We start from the raw sequence: 18,900 nt of genomic DNA, 5'->3' as shown, positions 1-18,900 counted from the left end.
TTTTGATGTACCGCCACCCGCGACCCGGACCGAACGCATGACCGGGCCGGGGTGTCGGCGACCGATGGGGGATGGGTTCGCCCTCGGCTGAGAATAGAACGAGTGTGACTTCGGTTTCCGTCGCGCATTTTGAGCGGTCCAAAGGATTTGTGCCCGCTCGTCGCGGTGATTACCTTGGTCGCATGGCCCAACTGCCCGACATTCTGACGGATTGGTTCGCGCGAAAGGGATGGTCCCTTCATCCCCACCAGCTCGACATGCTGGACCGCGGAACCGACCCCGCGACCCTGCTCGTCGCCCCGACGGGCGGCGGCAAGACGCTTGCAGGTTTCCTGCCGACGCTTGTCGAATTGATCGAGCAACCCCGCGATGGCTTGCACACTTTATACATTTCGCCGCTCAAGGCACTCGCCGCAGATTTGCGGCGAAACCTGACCGGCCCGATCACCGAAATGGGCCTTCCGATCCGGGTCGAGGACCGGTCGGGTGACACGTCGCAGACGCGAAAGAAGGCCCAGCGGGCCGATCCGCCGCATATCCTGCTGACCACGCCGGAAAGCCTCGCCCTGCTTCTGTCCTACGAAGACGCGCCGCGCATGTTCGCGGGGCTCGAACGCGTGGTGGTGGATGAACTCCACGCATTGGCGGAAAGCAAGCGCGGCGATCAGCTCATGCTGTGCCTCGCGCGGCTGGAGACGCTGCGCCCGGGTCTGCGCCGCGTCGGGCTGTCGGCCACCGTCGAAGACCCGCCGGCGCTGGCGCGCTTTTTCACCTCCGCCCCCTGCCCCGTGCTCGCCGCCGATCCTGGCCCAGAGCCGGATATCCGCATGTTGAAGACACGGAACGCGCCGCCTTGGTCGGGCGGCGGTGGGGCCTATGCGATGGATGACGTGCTCGACGAAGTGCGGCGGCACAAAACCACGCTCATTTTCCACAACACACGCGCGCAGGCAGAGATTTTCTTTCATAACCTGTGGCTCGCCAATGACGAGGGCCTGCCGATCGGCATCCATCACGGATCACTGGCCCGCGAACAGCGGCAGAAGGTCGAGGCTGCGATGGTTGCGGGTGAGCTGCGGGCCATCGTCTGTACTGGCACGCTGGATCTGGGGCTGGATTGGGGCGACGTCGATCTTGTCATTCAGGTCGGCGCGCCGAAGAACGTGAAGCGGCTGGTGCAGAGGATCGGGCGTGCGAACCACCGCTACAACGCGCCGTCCAAGGCGCTTCTGGTCCCCGCGAACCGCTGGGAAGTCATCGAGTGTCAGGCCGCCATCGAAGCTGTGCACGACCACGACCTCGACGGCGACCCGCGCGGCCCCGGACCGAGGGACGTCCTGTGCCAGCACATCCTGATTACCGCCTGTTCCGGTCCCTTCGACGCGGACGCGCTTTTCGACGAGGTGCGCGCATCCGGGGCCTATGCGACGCTCAGCCGCGAAGAGTTCGACGCCTGTCTCGACTTCACCGCGACCGGGGGTTACGCCCTTCGCGCCTATGACCGCTGGCAAAGGCTGAAACAGCGCCCCGACGGCCTCTGGCAATTGCGCGACCCGCGCGCGACGCAGCTGATCCGGATGAATATCGGCACGATTCAGGACACCGATACGCTCAAGGTCCGGATGCGCCAGAACCGACGACCGCTCGGTGAGGTGGAAGAAGGTTTCGCCGCCTCGCTCACCCCCGGCGACACGTTCCTCATCGGCGGCAAGATCGTGCGGTTCGAAAGCCTGAAGGAAATGTATGTCGACGTGAGTCACGACAAGGGCCGCAAGCCCAAGATCGCCGTTTTCGCGGGCTCGAAATTCGCCACCTCCACCCAATTGTCCGCGCGCATTCTGAAGCTCATCCACCGCGACGACCTCTCGGCGCTGCCCGGTCACACCGCCGAATGGATCACGCTGCAACGCGCGGTGAGCCACCTGCCCCAGGCGGGACGCATTCTTGTCGAGAGCTTCCCCCATGACGGACGCGCGCAGACAGCGATCTACGGCTTCGCCGGACGCGGCGCGATGCAGACATTGGGGCTGCTCCTGACCCGTCGGATGGAAGACGCGGGGCTGGGTCCGCTCGGGTTCGTCGCGACGGATTACGCGACGCTGATCTGGGGCCTGAAACCCGTCGAAGACCCTGCTTTCCTGTTTGATCGCAATGGGTTGATCGAAGGTCTTGAAGGATGGTTGGGGGAAAACGCGCTGATGAAACGGAGCTTCAAGGCAGTCGCGAATATCGCCGGGCTGACGCCGCGCAATTTCCCCGGCACGAAAGCCAGCGGGCGGCAGGCGACATTTTCTTCCGACATCCTTTATGACACGCTGAGGCGCTATGACCCCGACCACCTGCTTCTGGACATCACGCGGGAAGAGGCGATGCGGGGGCTGATCGACTTCGGGCGGATCGAAGAGATGCTGGAGCGCACCGAAGGCCGCGTCGACCATGTGATCGCCGATCGGGTGACGCCTTTTGCGGCCCCGTTGTTCCTTGAAGCGGGCCGTGTGCCGGTCGAGGGAGCCGGGCGCGAGGCGTTGATGCAGGCGGAAGCCGAGCGGCTGATGGCGGAGGCGGGTCTGAGCTGATAGGGCTGCGCGGGTGTCTGCATTCCGGGTGCGCGAGCTTGGGGCGGCATGTGGGCCGAACGTGCAAAGTCAACATGTGGAACACGTATGTCTTACGTATGGAATGCGTATGGATGGCGTCCGGATGTGCGCGCCGCCGCGTTATCGGCTCGACTTCCCAGGACGACTGCGTGAGGCTTCCTCATCCCTGCTCGCATCGAAAGAGAAAATCATGACTGTTCGACCACCTGCCTGCGGTTTCAAATTCCGAGCGCGGCCCCTCGCCTCGCCTGCAAAGTTGGAACGGGGTGGCGCCTTTCGCGAGGTCGGCGACGCGCCGACGGCGCGTTTCGTCAAGTGGGTATCCGCGTGAGTGCCGTTCCTATCGTCTTCGACCTGGACGGCACGCTTATTCACAGTGCGCCTGACATTCGGTGCGGTGTGAATGAGGTCATGGCGATGCGGGGTCTGCCGTTCTTCCCGATGGACGAGGTGATCGCGATGATCGGGAACGGCCTTCCCGCTCTGTGCGAACGCGTGCGTGTTGCGCGTGGGCTTGCCGAAAGCGAGAAAGAAAGGCTTTTTGCCGAAATTTCAATCGCCTACAGCGCCGTCAACGGGATCGAGAGCGAGGTCTATCCCGGCGTCGCGGACGCACTGAACCGGCTCGCAGCCCGTGGTCATGCGCTTGGGGTCTGCACGAACAAGCCCAGAGGACCGGCGCTCGACGTACTGACACGGTTCGATCTTGCCGAACAGATGAGCGTCATCGTCGGAGGGGACGATCTTTCCGTGAAAAAGCCGGATCCCGCGCCGCTCGCGGCCGCGTTCGATTCGCTTGGCGGTCGGGGTATCTTTGTCGGCGATAGCGAGATCGACGCATTGACGGCAACGAACCTCGGGGTGCCATTCATCCTGTTCACCGAAGGCTACCGGAAATCGCCGGCGGAAGCGTTGAAGAAAGCCGCAGCGTTCTCGGCGTTCGATGATCTGCCGCGGTTGATTGAAACGCAGTGTTTCGGCTGACACGAGGGGCAGAGACGGTCGTGAATGTTGACGGGCTTTCAGCTATGGTGCAATACTCAACCTAAGCGGGTTTTCATGCGATGCTTGACACGCGGAAGGCTCGTTCAGGCGACGCGGGGTTGTGCGTCACGGAGGTGTCAGCCTTCGTTCAGGGTTTTTGGATGATCGTAGCGAGCATGCCACGCATGGATTTTGACGACCGGGATGATGAGCACCTCAGCACTTCAGCATTTCACGAGCGCCACGATTGACCAGCCACGGTCCCTCTGACGGTGGCGACACGCAAGCCCCCATGTCGGACGACCTGAACCTGCGGGTCCGCCATGTATTGGACATCGCGATGATGGGAGCGGTAGAGGCGGTCGTGTTCATGCCTTACGACGAGGCAATCGGGACACCGCTAGGACAGGTTGGCCGGGGCAGATCCGATGCCGCGCTGGATAATCTGACGAAATGGGCCGCACCGATTTTCGGAAAGGCGCATCGGACGACCGGGCCGAATGCCGACGACGCAGCGACCGAGGCGCAGACCGGACGACGCTCCCATGCGGCACGGGACACTTTGCTGCCCGTGGTGTCGCAGAGGGGCACCTGCCTTGGCATGGTCGCCATGACGACCGAAAGTGGAGCTCTCGACGGGCGTGCCGATCTTGCCGACACGATCGCCGTGAACCTGGCCCAGGTCATCGACCTTTGGCGCGACCTGCGAATTGCAGAGATCGACAAGCTGGCCGCCACACGTCGCGCCGACCGCTATGCACGGCTTGCGGAAATCGACTCGATGACCCGCGCATTGGCAAGCGCACCATTCCGTCAGAAATGCGAAGACGCGCTACAGGATAATGAGAGACCACATGCGTTGATCCTTTTCGACCTCGACAATTTCAAGAACGTCAATGACACCTATGGCCATCCGTTCGGCGACCAGTATCTGCGCGAGATTGCGGATACTCTGAGGCGGACGCTGCCCAGTTCAGCGTTGCTCGGGCGACTGGGCGGAGACGAGTTTGCTGCGTTTTTCCCTTTCGTTGCGCACAGTGACGGCTATCTCGTCGAGATCATGCAGGATTGCGAGGCGGCGGTGAAACGGACCTCGGCACGGCTTGGCAAGTCGGCGCTGGGACGGCTGTCGGCGGGTTGTGCGCACGCTCCGACGCAGGCGCAGACTTTTCGCGAATTGTTCGAATATGCCGATGCTGCGCTGTATGCCGCCAAGAACGGATACGCCGGAAAGGTTGCGCTGTTCGATCCCGAAAACCACGATGGTTTCAGCGCGTCCCTGATGAAGCCCCGGTTCTCGGACGCCTTGAAACGCGGTGAACTGGTGCCGCATTTCCAGCCAATCGTGGATTTGGCAACCGGGACCAGATACGGGTTCGAGGTGCTGGCCCGCTGGAGCGACCCGGCGCGCGGGCTCTTGCATCCGAAAAATTTCTCGTCGGTGTTCTCGACACCCGAGTTGGCCGAAAAGCTGACCCGGGCGATCGTGTCGAAAAGCCTGTCGGGGTTTCGTGAGCGCGTTCCGATGGAGAACCGGGCGCGCGAAATCCTGAGCATCAACCTCGGCACTCCTGACCTAATCAAGCGTGAGTTCATCTTCGAGATGCAGCACCTGATCGACGAAGCGGGACTGGATTGGAAAAACATCACTTTCGAAGTCACCGAAACGACGATGCTCGGCGCGGAATATGGCCCCGTTTTCAGGAACCTCTCCGAAATTCGATCACGCGGGGCGCAGGTGGCGCTGGACGATTTCGGCACCGGGTTCGGCGGGTTGCTTCATTTGCGGGAGTGGCCGATCGACATGATCAAGATCGACCGCCGCTTTGTAACCGACCTTGACGACAGGCCGGTGTCTCGCGCAATTCCGGCCGCGTTGATCGACATGGCGAAGGCGCTTGGGCTGAAGATCGTGGCCGAAGGTATCGAGACCGGTGAAAGCCTGCAGATCTTGCGCGCGATGGGCTGCGATTTTGGCCAGGGGTTTCATTTCGACCGCCCCGCGCCACTCGAGATGTTTTTCGCGGCCGAGTGAGCGCGCCTAGAAACGGGTGCGCAGGATGTCGATGGCATTCGTCAGCATGGACAACCTGATGGGCTTGCGCAACACGATGCCGCCCACATCGTCGCGCGTCGTCGTCCCCTCTTCGGTGTAGCCGGTCAGGAACAGGATCGGGAGGTCGGGCGCACGGGCGCGGATGTGTTTCGCAAATGTCATGCCGTCCATCCCGCCGGGCAGACGCACATCGGTCAGGAGCACGTCGACGGCGGCAGGATCGAACGACGCAAGGGCATCTTCGGCGTTGGTGAATGCGGCGACGTCAGCGCCCACATCGGCGAGACTTGCGGGGAGGACATCACCGAATTGGGGATCGTCCTCGACCACGAGGATGCGCAGACCCGACAGATCGGCCGGACCGGGATCGGCGCGGCCCGCCTTGACGTCGTCCGGGTCGAGCAGCGGGAGCGTGACACGCGCCTCGGTGCCGTGTCGCAGTTTCGACCTGAGATCGAAGTCGCCGCCCGATCGCCGCGCGAACCCCTCGACCTGCGACAGGCCAAGCCCGCTTCCGCCAGCCTCGCCCTGCGTGGTGTAGAAAGGCGTCGTCGCACGGGACAGGGTTTCGGGTGACATGCCCGGGCCATCATCACTGACCGAAATAAGCGCCTTTCGATCTATCGTCGTCAACGCCATCCGGATTTCGCCACTCTGGCCGGAGGCGACCAGCGCATTTCGCGCATTGATGGCAAGGTTGAGCAATGCGGCTTCGAGATCGGCAGGGTCGACGTAGGCGTAATGTGAGTGTGGCGGGAGGTCTACGGACAGGCGGACGCTTTCGGGCATCATGTTGCCGGCGAGCTTGGCGATGGAGGCAAGCGCCTCGACGAGATCGGTGGCTTGTGGCAGGCCGAGGCCGTCGCGCGACAGGCGCAGCAACCGGTCGGTCATCCGCGCCCCACGCTCACAAGCGCGCGCGATGGTCTCGAACCCTTCACGCGCTGCGCCTTCGGCATTCATCAGGCCCATGTCAGCGGTCAGCTGTATCGCGCCGAGGATGTTGGAAAACTCATGAGCGGCGCCACCGGTGATCTGCCCCGCCGCATCAAGACGTTCGATCTTTGCGATCTCGTCTTTCGCGTTCCAACTTTCGGTCTCGTCCACGACGGTCACGATGATGCGGTCAAGCGCGCCCTCTTCGCTGGTCAGGCGGCGGGCCGACAAGCGCAGCGAGCGGTTCCTGCCGTGAATATCGAGCCACCCGACATAAAGAGCATCCTCTGGCGGTGGGCCTTCGAGCAGGCTGGCGGGATGCGCCGCGCCGTGAAGCGGGGCGAAGGTGCCGATGGCGTAGAACCTGCCATCGGTGAACCAGTCTTCCGGCCGCTCGGACGGGCCTGCGAGTTCGACTGCGCGCTGGTTCATCAACAGACCGCGACCGTAATGGTCGAACACGAAGGCCGCGACGTTCAATGCGTCGAGGGTGTCCCGCAGCCGGAGAATTTCGCGCCGGGACTGAGCCAGTTCCAGGTTGCGCACCCGAGCGAACGTCACGAGCGCCGCGAGGAGGACGACCGTGAGGGCGAGCACCAGCATTCCGCGCACCAAAAGGCTGCTGGCCTGTCCGGTATCGACGAGATAGGCCGCAGCATAGGTCAGGCCTGCCGGAATGAGGATCGCCCCAGGCAACAGAAGCCGCGCGAGACGTGCGCCCGGACCACGCCCGAGAAAGTTTCTGAGCCAGTTGGTGCGCGCCGTCGCCACGAGATGCGCCAGAAAGAGCAGAAAGAGCGACAGCGCCGAATGCAGCGCCGTCGCGGAGAGAAGGATAAAGCTGTAAAGGCTTGCCGCGTCGAAGAGGTAGCCGACCAAAGCGACACTCGCCAGGAACAGACCCACGGTCGCCAGAAGCGTGCCGACCCATGCGGCGCGTGGACCCAGATGATGGCTGACCTGGGTGGCCGCGACCAGCACGAGACCGAATGCCGTTGCAAGCGACATGCGGTCCGAACGCAAGTCTATCGACCCGATCTGAGCGGCAGAAATCCCCAGATTGACGATGGCGAAGACCGCCACGCCAACTGCGGCCCATGACACCAAAGGTTGTATGCGATCCTGACCGGTCAGTCGAAGAAGCTGCACGGCGGACAGCACCGCGAGGCTTGTCGCCGTTGACGGAACCATTGCGGCAAAACCGGGAAACAGGCGCACGAAGACGTCGTGGCCCAGAAACCACCCTTCGACCAACACCGACCCCGCTATGAAGAGGGTGATGATCGTGAACGTAATGGCAGAGCGCCGAAGGAACCTGTCTTGCGTGAAACGATCTTCAAAACGCCGTTCCAGCGGCGCTATCTGGCGTTCAGCCTGTATCATTCGATTTCAAGTAAGTCATTAATAATCTTGTCGAATTCATGGAGTTTCGTGGTCTTGCTGAGTCGCAGTCTGGCGCGCCGCATTCCTTTTTGGAAGAGCGGAGAATCAACCATTTCGGCGCGCCCGGTGATCACCACGATCGGCGTGTCGGGGGCGAGGTCGGCGATCTTGTGCAATGTGCTCAGGCCACCGCCGTCAGCCATGACGAAATCGAGAAACACGACGTCGAAGCCCTTGGAATCCGTCTGAATTCTTGCCACCGCAGCGTCGCCGCCAGTTGCCGTCTCGACCTCGTGCCCAAGCGCCGCGATGCCTTTTCTGAAGGCTGCGAGGTAGTCCGAATCGTCATCCGCGATAAGAATTCTGGCCATAGCGCTCTCCCTTCGGTTGTCTGGTTCATTCTATGTGATACTCTCCGGGCAGTTAAGAAAACACTGGGGACCGCCGTGGGCAAATCGGAAAGCCAACGCACATCAAAGACGTCTGGCAAGGCGACAGCTGACGACGTTTCAAGAGCCGAACAGCGGCGCGTGGACCAAAAGAACGGCATACCGATCGTTGCCATCGGAGCGTCGGCTGGCGGACTGGAACCGCTGGAAGCGTTCTTTGCGAAAGCGCCTACCGACAAGGGCTGGTGTTACGTGGTGATCCAACACCTATCGCCGGATTATCGTTCCATGATGGACGAGCTGCTCGCGCGACGCACTGACCTTGTGATCCGACACATCGACGACGGTGTGGAAATCGCGCCGGATACCATTTTTCTCAATCGTCCGAACACGAAGACGGTCCTGGAGGACGGCATGTTCAGGACCGAGACATTCGACCCCGGCGGCTCGTCTTTGCATCTGCCGATCGACAGCCTGTTCGGGTCGTTGGCCCAACGCCCCGGTGAGCAGACGGCTGCCGTCATCCTGTCCGGGTCCGGCTCCGACGGCGCATCGGGTGCGCAACTCTTGCATTCCGCCGGTGGCGCGGTGCTGGTCCAGACGCCTGCGCAAGCGGAGTTCCCTTCGATGCCGCGGTCGGTTCTGGCCACGGGCGCCGTGGATCATATCGTCGACGTGAAGGACATGGCGCTGGTGATCGCCAAGATCTTTGAAACCGGTCATCGCAACGTCGATCTCGGCCGGGTGGCGGATCTCGGGATCAACCGTTCGATCCTGAGCATCCTCGAACAGCAGCACCACCTCGACTTCACGCCCTACAAGGAGATCAACGTGCAACGCCGCATCACCCGGCGGCAGCACCTGCGTGGCCTGACCACGGGTGAAGAATACCTCGACCTGCTGCGGCGAGAACCTGCCGCCGTGGACGAGCTTTTCCAGGATCTTCTGATCGGCGTGACGAAGTTTTACCGCGAACCGGATTCCATCGAAATCCTGCGACAGCAGGTGTTCGACCGACTGGCACGAGATGACGAAGAGACAGGACCGATCCGGGTCTGGGTTGCAGGCTGCGCGAGCGGTGAAGAGGCCTATACGCTCGCCATGGAAATCAACGAGGCCATGGAGAACGCCGGATCATTGCGGGGCTTCCGTATCATGGCGACGGATGTGCACCGGCACTCGGTAGACATCGCCTCGCGGGGCTACTATTCCGCCGACGCGGTGCGCGCCGTCCCCGCCGAGAAACGGGAAAAATACTTCGTGCCGGACGGAGACGGATTCTCGATCGTCCCGGCGCTGCGCAAGAAAATCATTTTCTCTGTCCATGACGTTCTCACCGACCCGCCATTTCTGGACCTCGACCTTGTGTCCTGCCAGAATCTCCTGATCTACCTTCGCGGTGAGGCGCAGGCGCGTGTTATCTCCATGTTCCTGTTCGGCTTGAAGAAGGACGGGACGATCCTGCTGGGTCCGTCCGAGACGCTGGGCCGTTACGAGGACGAGTTCAAGGTCATCAACAGCCGGTGGCGGCTGTTCCGCAAGGCGAGTTCGCGGCGGATCTTCGACCGCTCGATGCTGCCGGAGCGTATCGGGAACAGGGTGCAACGCCCGTTGCCTGATTTCGCGGCCGCCCGCGAAGAAAAGTCGGTGCCCCCCGCCTTGCGTGAGTTCGCCGAAATGCGGGGGCGGGAAGCTCTTGTCCGGGCCTACGACGCGCTGCTGAAATCCTATGCGCCGTCTTCGATCCTCGTGAATTCGAATTCCGAGGTCCTGAGCTGGTTCGGCACTGCGAGCACTTTCATCGACACGCGAAACCACATGGCGGAATGGACGGTCGAAGACATCGTCCATTCGGACCTGCATTTCGTCATCAACCTGGCGCTGGAGAAACTGCGGTCGGGCGGGATCGAGGCCTTTTCGCGCCAGGTCGACGTCGATCTTGGGAAAGGCAAGATACAGGGTTGCACGCTGACGTTCGAACCTCTCGATCAGGTTCACAAACCTCAGCTCCTTCTGGTGCGGATACGGCTTGCAGGCAGCGGCGAAGAGGCCCGGGCGGCAGAGCCACGGTCAGCGGAAGGCGTTGGGGCGGAGGATGTGTCGCTCATGTCCCGGCGTATTCACGAGCTGGAGCGGGACCTGAAACTCACCGAAGAGACGCTGCAACACGTGACCGAGCGACTTGAAGCGTCGGGCGAGGAATTGCAGGCGTCGAACGAGGAATTGCAGGCCTCGAACGAAGAACTTCAGGCGTCGAACGAGGAATTGCAAAGCTCCAACGAGGAACTGCATGCGGTGAACGAGGAACTCGTCACGGTCTCGTCGGAACACGAGCAGAAGATCGAGCTTCTCTCGGCCCTCAACCGTGAAACCGAACATCTGTTCAAAGGGCTGCGTCTGGGAATCGTGTTCGTCGATCAGGACAGCAGGATGAAGCGGTTCTCGGATCTCGTCGCGCAGCGGTTCCAGCTCGAGGCGCATGACGTGAACCGCAAGCTCGACGTGGTCGGCCCGCGGCTCGATTTTGTAGACCTGCCGAAATTCGCGCGCGATTCGCTTGAAAACGGCGTGGCGGCCTCCACCGAAGGCGTTCACAACCACACGCGCCTGCGGGTCGAAGCGATGCCGGTCGTGGAGACCGCAGCAAACGGGGCGGCGAGCGGCGTGTTCCTGATCTTTCACGAACTGGGCGAGGCTTAGGTCCGCATACGTGGCACGTCATCGGGATCGAGGCTCAGCTCGATGAGGATCGGGCGGTCGCGGTTTTCAATCGCCTTGATCGCGTCGTCCAGATCGGCCTCGGATTTCACGAGAAGCCCCTGCCCACCCAGCGCCGTGCCGAGCGCGGCGAAGGACGGCCATTCGAACATCGAAAGCCCCGGGTCCATCTTCTTGTCGACGAACTGGATGTGTTCGGCGCCGTAGGCGCTGTCGTTGCAGACGATTACGATCAGGTCGCGGTTCAGGCGCACGGCCGTGTTGAATTCGTTGACCCCGCCCATCATGAAGCCGCCATCGCCGGTGAAGTGGATCACCGGCTTGTCCGGCTCTGCAAAGCCCGCACCGATCGCTTCCTGTAGCCCCAGCCCGATCGAGCCGAAATTGACGTTTACAAGAAACCGCCTCGGGTGCGGAGCGGAGATGCGGCACCAGACCTCGGTCATGAAGCGCCCGCCATCGGTGGTGAGCACGCGGTCCTTGGGCAGCACTTCTTCAAGACGGTCGAGCGCATGGACGAAGGGCACGCAGCCCTCCGCCACATCACCCGGACGGCCCAGGGGATGCTCGGTCAGCGTCGGGCCGTCGAGTTCGTCGGTGAAGCCGGTGGGCGGGATTTCCGCCTCGTCCAGCCAGTAAACGATGTTGTCCGCCGTCAACGCGGCGTCTGCGATGAGGGCGGCGTCTGGGTGGTAGTTGCGCCCGACCTCAGACGGCTGGTCGTTCACGAGCACGACGCGCTTGCCCTTCATCAACTTGCCCTTGTCGGTGGTGAAATGGTGCAGCGAGGTGCCGAAGCAGATGATGCAATCGGCCTTGTCGATGGCTTCATACGCTGCGGGTGTCGACAGGGTGCCGAAAATGTCCATGTTGTAAGGCTGATCGTTGAACAACCCCTTGGCCTTGAGCGTGGTCGCCAGCGGCGCCTGCATCCGTTCGGCCAGCCGGACAAGCTGATCGCGGGCGTGGGTCGCACCGCCCCCTGCCAGCACGACCGGGCGTTTGGCCGACGCAATCATGCCGAGCGCGTTGTCGAACGCCTCGCCTTCCGGCACGATCGCCGGGGTGCGGAAGACATGGTGCAACACCTTCTCGTAGGGCGCGGCCTCCTGCCACATGAAGTCGGCGGGCATGTTGAGCACGATGGGGCGGCGCTCCACGCGGGCGCGGTAGAAGGCGCGCGCCACATCACGCGACACGGTTTCGATGGAGCGCATCTGCTCGAACCCTGCCCCGGTGACTTTCACCACTTCGCGCTGGTCGATGTTTTGCAGGTTCTGAGGATCGGACACGGCCGTGTCGCCCGCCAGCAGCACCATCGGGATCTGCGCGCGTGCACCTTCGGCAAGGGCCGTCACGGTGTTGGTGAGCGCGGGACCGTGGGTGATCGTCGCCACGCCCATCTTGCCCTTCACATGGCTGTAGGCGAGCGCCATGAGCACCGAACTGCCCTCATGCGCGGCCGGCACGAAATCACCACCGCAGCCACGCACGAAATGATCGACCATGAAGAGGTTTGCGTCGCCCATGAGACCGAACATTGTCTCGACCTCATGGTCGCACACGGCCTGCGCGATGGATTGATAGACGTATTTTTTATCATCGGACATGACAGATTTCTCCCGTTCGCTTTGTGCCAGTATGACGCAAGAGAGATGCGAAAGGCTTGCATTCTTCACGCGAAACCGGGTGAAATGGCGCAGAACACGCATGAAACATGAGCGAGGCGCACAGAATGCGCATAGATGAGTTCGACCGCGCGATATTGAACGCATTGCAGCGGGACGGTGCCATGACCAACGCGGCTCTGTCAGAGGTCGTGAACCTGTCGGCGTCGCAATGTTCACGCCGTCGCGCTGCATTGGAGGCCGCAGGGTTGATCAAGGGGTACGCGGCGCGGCTCGACGCGGGGAAATTAGGATTGGGGCTAAGGGCGATGGTGCGGGTGAACCTCAAGGACCATGCGCACGACCCGAACAACGACTTCGCCGCGTTCCTCGAACGTGCGCCGGAGGTCGCGTCGGCCTTTTCGGTATCGGGCGATGCGGATTACATCCTCGACATCCGGGTTCGCGATCTCGACGCCTTTGCGGATTTCGTCCACTCCAAGTTGCTGCCAGACCCGAGGGTGAGTCAGGTGCGCTCGGAAATCGTGCTCAAGACGATGAAGGACCGCGAGACGCTCGACCTGTCTGGCCTTTAGGCGATTACGACTTCCGTTCCCCAGGCCTCGCAGGATGCGGTGAGGTCGGCGCTCAGGGGCCGGTCCGTGAAGAACGCGTCCACGTCGGACAGCGAGGCGATCCGTGCGGGTGCGCTTCGTTTGAACTTCGAGTGGTCGGCGACGAGGAAGGTGCGCCGGGACTGGGCGAGGATCGACTGGCTGACGCTCACCTCCTGAATATCGAAGTCGAGGATGTCGCCATCATCGTCCATCGCCGAACAGCCGATCACGGCGAGGTCGAACTTGAATTTCCGAATGGTTTCCGTCGCGAGGTTCCCGATCAGCCCCCCGTCCGCGCGGCGCAGGTGCCCGCCGGTCACGACCACCTCGCAGGAGGGGTTGGCGACGAGGATATTCGCCACGTTCATATTGTTGGTCACCACCATGAGGTGTTCGTGGTGCAGAAGCTCACGCGCGACCGCCTCGGTGCTGGTCCCGATATTGAGGAAGATCGACATGTCGCCGGGAATCCGCTTGGCGCAGGCGCGCGCGATGGCGGACTTTGCGTCGGTGTTGAGCGCGCGGCGTTCTTCATACCCGATATTGGTCGTGCCCGAGGGCAGGACTGCACCGCCATGCACCCGTTCGAGCCGCCCCGCATCGGCAAGGTCCGAAAGGTCGCGGCGGATGGTCTGAAGCGTCACGCCGAAATGCGCGGCGAGACCTTCTACGGTCACCAACCCGTCACGGCGGGCGATTTCAAGGATCTCGGGATGGCGGAAAGACTGGGACATGAGCGGTTCGGTTCTTTGGGTATCGGGAGCGACCGCCCGGCGGTGCTTGGAAGTGTCTCATAACTGAAGGCGCGGTTTCGCGCAAAACGGCGGTTTGTCACGCTTGCCAAACGCCTTCTTTTCAGGCTTCTACACCAAAACGAACAAAAACGAAAACAAATTGCTTGCGTAAAATTTCACCGGTGGCATAAAGTCTGCGCGGACAGACGGGAGGAGTCGGATGAGCGATGCTCATCAGAAAGAGGTATCGGACCTTTTCATCATCGGGGGCGGCATCAACGGATGCGGCATCGCCCGGGATGCGGCGGGCCGTGGCCTCTCGGTCATCCTTGCCGAGATGAACGATCTGGCCTCCGCAACCTCGTCCGCGTCGACGAAACTCTTTCATGGCGGGCTGCGCTATCTCGAGTATTTCGAGGTGCGCCTCGTGCGTGAAGCGTTGATCGAGCGCGAGGTGCTGCTGCGCAACATGCCGCACATCTCGTGGCCGATGAGATTTGTCCTGCCTTATCATAAGGATATGCGGTTCGAGGCGAGCACGCCGATGTCGCGTATCCTGAGTGCGGTGATGCCCTGGATGAAGGGGCGTCGTCCGGCCTGGCTCATTCGGCTCGGCCTGTTTCTCTACGACCATCTGGGCGGGCGAAAGATCCTTCCGCCAACACGGACGTTGTCGCTCACGGACACTCCAGAAGGCGTGCCGCTCGAGGATCGGTTCGAGAAAGCCTATGAATACTCGGATTGCTGGGTCGAGGATTCGCGTCTCGTGGTGCTCAACGCCCGTGATGCGGCCGACCGGGGGGCGGAGATCCTGACGCGCACGCAGGTCGAGAAGGCCGAGCGCGAGGGCGATCTGTGGCGAATTGAAACGCGCAATACCGAAAACGGCGAGCGGGTGGTTCATTTCGCCCGGATGCTGGTGAATGCGGGCGGGCCGTGGGTCGGGGATATCATCCAGACCAAGGTGCGGCTCAACTCCTCGGAGGGCGTGCGGCTGGTGCGCGGCTCACATATCGTGACGAAGCGGCTGTTCGATCACGACAAATGCTATTTCTTTCAGGGCACCGATGGGCGGATCATCTTCGCCATTCCCTATGAAACCGATTTCACACTGATCGGCACCACCGATGCGGAACATGAAGACCCGTCGCAGTCCCCGGTCTGCACACCGGACGAGCAACGCTACCTGATCGACTTCGCCAACCAGTACTTGGCCGAGGATATTTCCGAGGACGATATCGTCTGGACCTATTCCGGGGTGCGCCCGCTTTATGATGACGGCGCGCGCAGCGCGACGGCGGCGACGCGGGATTACACGCTGAAGGTCGATGCGGCGGGCGGTGCGCCCGTGCTCAACGTCTTCGGCGGGAAGATCACGACCTATCGGCGGCTGGCGGAAAGTGCGCTTGAGAAGATCGGAGCGCATGTGCCCGCCAAGTCCGGCCCGTGGACGGCAGGCGCCTCCCTGCCCGGCGGTGACTTCGCGGTGGATGCGGTGGACGCGAGGATCGACGCGCTTGGCGAGGATTATCCATTCCTGACGGCGTTCTGGGCGAAGCGGCTGATCCGCGCCTATGGCACGGACGCGCCGCGACTCTTGGGGGATGCGAAAAGCGCCGCCGACCTTGGCCGGGATTTCGGCGCGACGCTGACAGAGGCCGAGCTGAGCTGGCTCATGACCCACGAATTCGCCCGCACCGCCGAGGACGTGGTGTGGCGGCGCAACAAGCTCGGGCTTCGGCTGACGCAGGCCGAGATCGACGCAATCGAAGACTGGATGGCCGAGCGCCGTCCCTCTGTCCGGGCCGCGGCGGAGTAGGAGGAGGACCTGAATGACGCTGGAACTGAAAGGCGTGTCCAAGATCGTCGAGGGGCAGGTGCATATCCACCCCACCGATCTGACGTTGGAGAACGGCACGATGAACGTGCTGCTGGGGCCGACGTCGTCCGGCAAGACCTCGATCATGCGGCTGATGGCGGGGCTGGACGTGCCGACGGCGGGACAGGTGATCTGGCACGGCGAGGACGTGACGGGGATGCGGGTGCAGGATCGCAAGGTCGCGATGGTCTATCAGCAATTCATCAACTACCCCTCGATGAGCGTTTACGACAACATCGCCTCGCCCATGCGGCTTCTGGGTGTGGACAAGGCCGAGATCGACCGGCGGGTACGTGAGGCGGCGGAGCTGATGCAGCTTGCCCCGATGCTCGACCGCAAGCCGTTGGAACTGTCTGGCGGCCAGCAGCAACGCTGTGCGCTCGCGCGAGCGCTGGTGAAGAACGCGGGGCTCGTCCTGCTCGACGAACCGCTCGCGAACCTCGACTACAAGCTGCGCGAGGAATTGCGCGTCGAAATCCCCAAGATTTTCGAGGAATCGGGCTCGATTTTTGTCTACGCGACGACGGAGCCGGAAGAGGCGCTCTTGCTCGGAGGCAATACCGCGACGCTGTGGGAGGGCCGCGTGACGCAGTTCGGGCCGACCCCCGCCGTCTATCGCCAGCCGGTCGATGCGACCACGGCGCGGGTGTTCTCGGATCCGCCGATGAATTTCCTGCAAATCTCAAAGACCGGCAGCAAGATCATGTTCGGGGACGGTCAGAGCGCCAGGGCAGTCGGCAAGCTGGCCGAGCTTTCGGACGGGCGCTACACGGCCGGGTTCCGGCCCAACCACCTCGAGATCGGCAAGCACACGGACGACGCGATGGAGTTCAAGACCACGCTCAGCGTGACGGAACTGACCGGGTCCGAGACGTTCATCCATCTCGACCATCACGGCGAGCGGTGGGTCGGCGTGATTCATGGGGTCAACGATCTGACCATCGACGCGCCGCTCTCGGTCTGGCTCGACCCGAGGCATGTCTATGTCTTCAGCGAAACCGGCGACCTTGTCGCCCCCGCCGCCTATGCGGTCGCGGCATAAGGGAGGATATCATGGCCAAGATCACGCTCGACAACCTCGCCCATTCCTACCTGCCGAACCCGAAGTCGGAGGACGATTTTGCGCTGAAGGAGCTGAACCACGTCTGGGAGGACGGCGCGGCCTATGCGCTTCTGGGGTCGTCCGGCTGTGGCAAGACCACGCTTCTCAACATCATTTCGGGCCTGTTGCAGCCGTCGCGGGGGCGCATCCTCTTCGACGATGTGGACGTGACCCATGCGCCGACTGCCCAACGTTCGATCGCGCAGGTGTTCCAGTTCCCGGTGGTCTACGACACGATGAGCGTGCGCGATAACCTCGCCTTCCCGCTGCGCAACCGAGGGCGCGACGAAAAATACGTCGCGGAACGTGTGCAGGAGATTGCGCGGATGATCGGCATGGAAGACATGCTGAATCGCAAGGCGCGCGGGCTGACGGCGGATGCCAAGCAGAAGATCAGCCTGGGGCGCGGGATGGTGCGCAAGGACGTGAACGCGCTTTTATTCGACGAGCCGCTGACGGTGATCGACCCGCATATGAAGTGGGAACTGCGCACGCAGTTGAAGAAGCTGCACCACGATTTCGGCCACACGATGATCTATGTCACCCACGACCAGACCGAGGCGCTGACATTCGCCGACAAGGTGGTGGTCATGTACGAGGGCCGCGTCGTGCAGATCGGCACGCCGGACGAATTGTTCGAACGCCCCGAGCACACCTTCGTCGGTTACTTCATCGGGTCGCCCGGCATGAACGTGATCCCGGCCAAGGTCGAGGGGCGCACCGCCTATATCGACGGCTCTTCGGTGGAGCTTGCCCGGGGCTACGGGCCGCTCGACGGCAAGGTCGAGATCGGCGTGCGGCCCGAATTCGCGCGGCTGAGCCAGTCCGACGGGCTGCCGGTCAAGGTGCGAAGGGTCGAGGACGTGGGGCGGCACAAGATCATCCGGGCCAATTTCTTCGGCCATGACATCAACATCATCGCGGGCGAGGACGACCCCGTTTCCGCCGACATGAACCGCGTCACCTTCGACGCCAAACATGTCAACGTCTATGCCAACGACTGGCGCGTCGAAGGGGAGGCCGCGTAATGGACAAGACCGTCAATCACAAGGCCTGGTTCCTGGTCCTTCCAGTTCTGATCCTCGTCGCCTTCTCGGCGGTGATCCCGCTGATGACCGTGGTCAATTACTCGGTGCAGGACACCTTCGGACAGAACGAGTTCTTCTGGGCCGGGCTTGAATGGTTCGAGGAGATGCTGGCTTCGGACCGGATGTGGGATGCGCTTGGGCGGCAGCTCATGTTCTCCGGAATAATCTTGTTGATCGAAGTGCCGCTGGGCATCTTCGTGGCGCTGAACATGCCCAAGAGCGGGTTCTGGGCATCCTTCTGCCTCGTGGTCATGTCACTTCCGCTTCTGATCCCGTGGAACGTGGTCGGCACGATCTGGCAGATTTTCGGACGGGTCGATATCGGGCTTCTGGGCTACACGCTCGACCTCATCGGTGTCGATTACAATTACACGCAGGACACGTTCGCCGCCTGGGTCACGATCATCGTGATGGATGTGTGGCACTGGACCTCGCTCGTCGCGCTTCTGGCCTATGCCGGGCTGAAGTCGATCCCGGATGCGTATTATCAGGCCGCCAAGATCGACCAAGCGAGCCGGTGGAAGGTGTTCCGCTTCATCGAGTTGCCCAAGATGATGGGCGTTCTGATGATCGCCGTGCTGCTCAGGTTCATGGACAGCTTCATGATCTACACCGAGCCGTTCGTCGTCACCGGAGGTGGCCCCGGCAATGCCACGACGCTTCTGTCCATCGACCTCGTGAAAATGGCGCTGGGACAGTTCGACCTCGGCCCCGCCGCCGCGTTCTCGATCATGTATTTCCTCGTGATCCTGCTGATTTCATGGGTGTTCTACACCGTCATGACCAACCTCGACAAAAAGGGCATGTGAG

13 protein-coding genes are annotated in these 18,900 nt (G+C 62.2%); 9 read left to right on the top strand and 4 right to left on the bottom strand.

All coding sequences use genetic code 11. The annotated features are described in order from the left end of the window. Positions 1–182 precede the first annotated feature (182 nt). The 3 genes from KJP28_RS08500 to KJP28_RS08490 all read left to right on the top strand — a co-directional run bounded on the left by KJP28_RS08500 (position 183) and on the right by KJP28_RS08490 (position 5,616). Positions 183–2,576, top strand: coding sequence for a ligase-associated DNA damage response DEXH box helicase (locus tag KJP28_RS08500; protein WP_218392128.1), 2,394 nt, complete (start codon positions 183–185; stop codon positions 2,574–2,576). Between the two features lie 348 nt (positions 2,577–2,924). Beyond that, positions 2,925–3,581: a phosphoglycolate phosphatase gene (gph, locus tag KJP28_RS08495; RefSeq protein WP_336245319.1), complete on the top strand. Its 657-nt coding sequence runs from the start codon at positions 2,925–2,927 to the stop codon at positions 3,579–3,581. 247 nt (positions 3,582–3,828) lie between these two features. After that, on the top strand, positions 3,829–5,616 hold the full coding sequence (locus tag KJP28_RS08490) for a putative bifunctional diguanylate cyclase/phosphodiesterase (RefSeq protein ID WP_218392127.1): 1,788 nt from the start codon (positions 3,829–3,831) through the stop codon (positions 5,614–5,616). A 6-nt stretch (positions 5,617–5,622) separates the two neighbouring features. Here KJP28_RS08490 and KJP28_RS08485 read toward each other — a convergent pair whose 3' ends face one another. Further along, positions 5,623–7,956, bottom strand: coding sequence for an ATP-binding protein (locus KJP28_RS08485; protein WP_218392126.1), 2,334 nt, complete (start codon positions 7,954–7,956; stop codon positions 5,623–5,625). Further along, positions 7,953–8,327 carry a response regulator gene (locus KJP28_RS08480; protein ID WP_218392125.1) on the bottom strand — a complete coding sequence of 125 codons (375 nt, stop codon included), beginning with the start codon at positions 8,325–8,327 and terminating at the stop codon, positions 7,953–7,955. Before KJP28_RS08480 ends, KJP28_RS08485 begins: the two co-directional genes overlap by 4 nt. Before the next feature lie 159 nt (positions 8,328–8,486). On the opposite strand from KJP28_RS08480, the gene KJP28_RS08475 reads away from it, so the two are divergent. Next, complete coding sequence (locus KJP28_RS08475; protein WP_336245318.1) at positions 8,487–11,045, top strand: CheR family methyltransferase; 2,559 nt, start codon at positions 8,487–8,489, stop codon at positions 11,043–11,045. On the opposite strand, the gene KJP28_RS08470 is transcribed toward KJP28_RS08475, so the two are convergent. Beyond that, a complete protein-coding gene (locus tag KJP28_RS08470; protein WP_218392124.1) occupies positions 11,042–12,673 on the bottom strand; it encodes a thiamine pyrophosphate-binding protein in 1,632 nt (543 codons plus the stop codon). The two genes, KJP28_RS08475 and KJP28_RS08470, sit on opposite strands and share 4 nt — an antisense overlap. A gap of 125 nt (positions 12,674–12,798) precedes the next feature. On the opposite strand from KJP28_RS08470, the gene KJP28_RS08465 reads away from it, so the two are divergent. Further along, a complete protein-coding gene (locus KJP28_RS08465) occupies positions 12,799–13,266 on the top strand; it encodes an Lrp/AsnC family transcriptional regulator (protein WP_218392123.1) in 468 nt (155 codons plus the stop codon). On the opposite strand, the gene KJP28_RS08460 is transcribed toward KJP28_RS08465, so the two are convergent. Beyond that, entirely contained in the window at positions 13,263–14,021 is a 759-nt protein-coding gene (locus tag KJP28_RS08460) for a DeoR/GlpR family DNA-binding transcription regulator (protein ID WP_218392122.1), read from the bottom strand. The genes KJP28_RS08465 and KJP28_RS08460 overlap by 4 nt on opposite strands. A gap of 220 nt (positions 14,022–14,241) precedes the next feature. On the opposite strand from KJP28_RS08460, the gene glpD reads away from it, so the two are divergent. From glpD to KJP28_RS08440, 4 genes are read left to right on the top strand one after another with little or no spacing between them, the layout of a single operon-like run. After that, complete coding sequence (gene glpD, locus KJP28_RS08455) at positions 14,242–15,840, top strand: glycerol-3-phosphate dehydrogenase (RefSeq protein ID WP_218392121.1); 1,599 nt, start codon at positions 14,242–14,244, stop codon at positions 15,838–15,840. Between the two features lie 13 nt (positions 15,841–15,853). Next, positions 15,854–16,942: an ABC transporter ATP-binding protein gene (locus KJP28_RS08450; RefSeq protein WP_218392120.1), complete on the top strand. Its 1,089-nt coding sequence runs from the start codon at positions 15,854–15,856 to the stop codon at positions 16,940–16,942. Positions 16,943–16,953: 11 nt separating this feature from the next. Continuing rightward, positions 16,954–18,030 carry an ABC transporter ATP-binding protein gene (locus KJP28_RS08445; protein ID WP_218392119.1) on the top strand — a complete coding sequence of 359 codons (1,077 nt, stop codon included), beginning with the start codon at positions 16,954–16,956 and terminating at the stop codon, positions 18,028–18,030. Then, positions 18,030–18,899, top strand: a complete 870-nt coding sequence (locus tag KJP28_RS08440; protein ID WP_218392118.1) for a carbohydrate ABC transporter permease — start codon at positions 18,030–18,032, stop codon at positions 18,897–18,899. Before KJP28_RS08445 ends, KJP28_RS08440 begins: the two co-directional genes overlap by 1 nt. Position 18,900 lies beyond the last annotated feature (1 nt).

Origin of the sequence: Maritimibacter dapengensis, assembly GCF_019218265.1 — a bacterium.
GTDB lineage: Bacteria > Pseudomonadota > Alphaproteobacteria > Rhodobacterales > Rhodobacteraceae > Maritimibacter > Maritimibacter dapengensis.
This window is presented reverse-complemented; position numbering and strand designations above follow the sequence as displayed.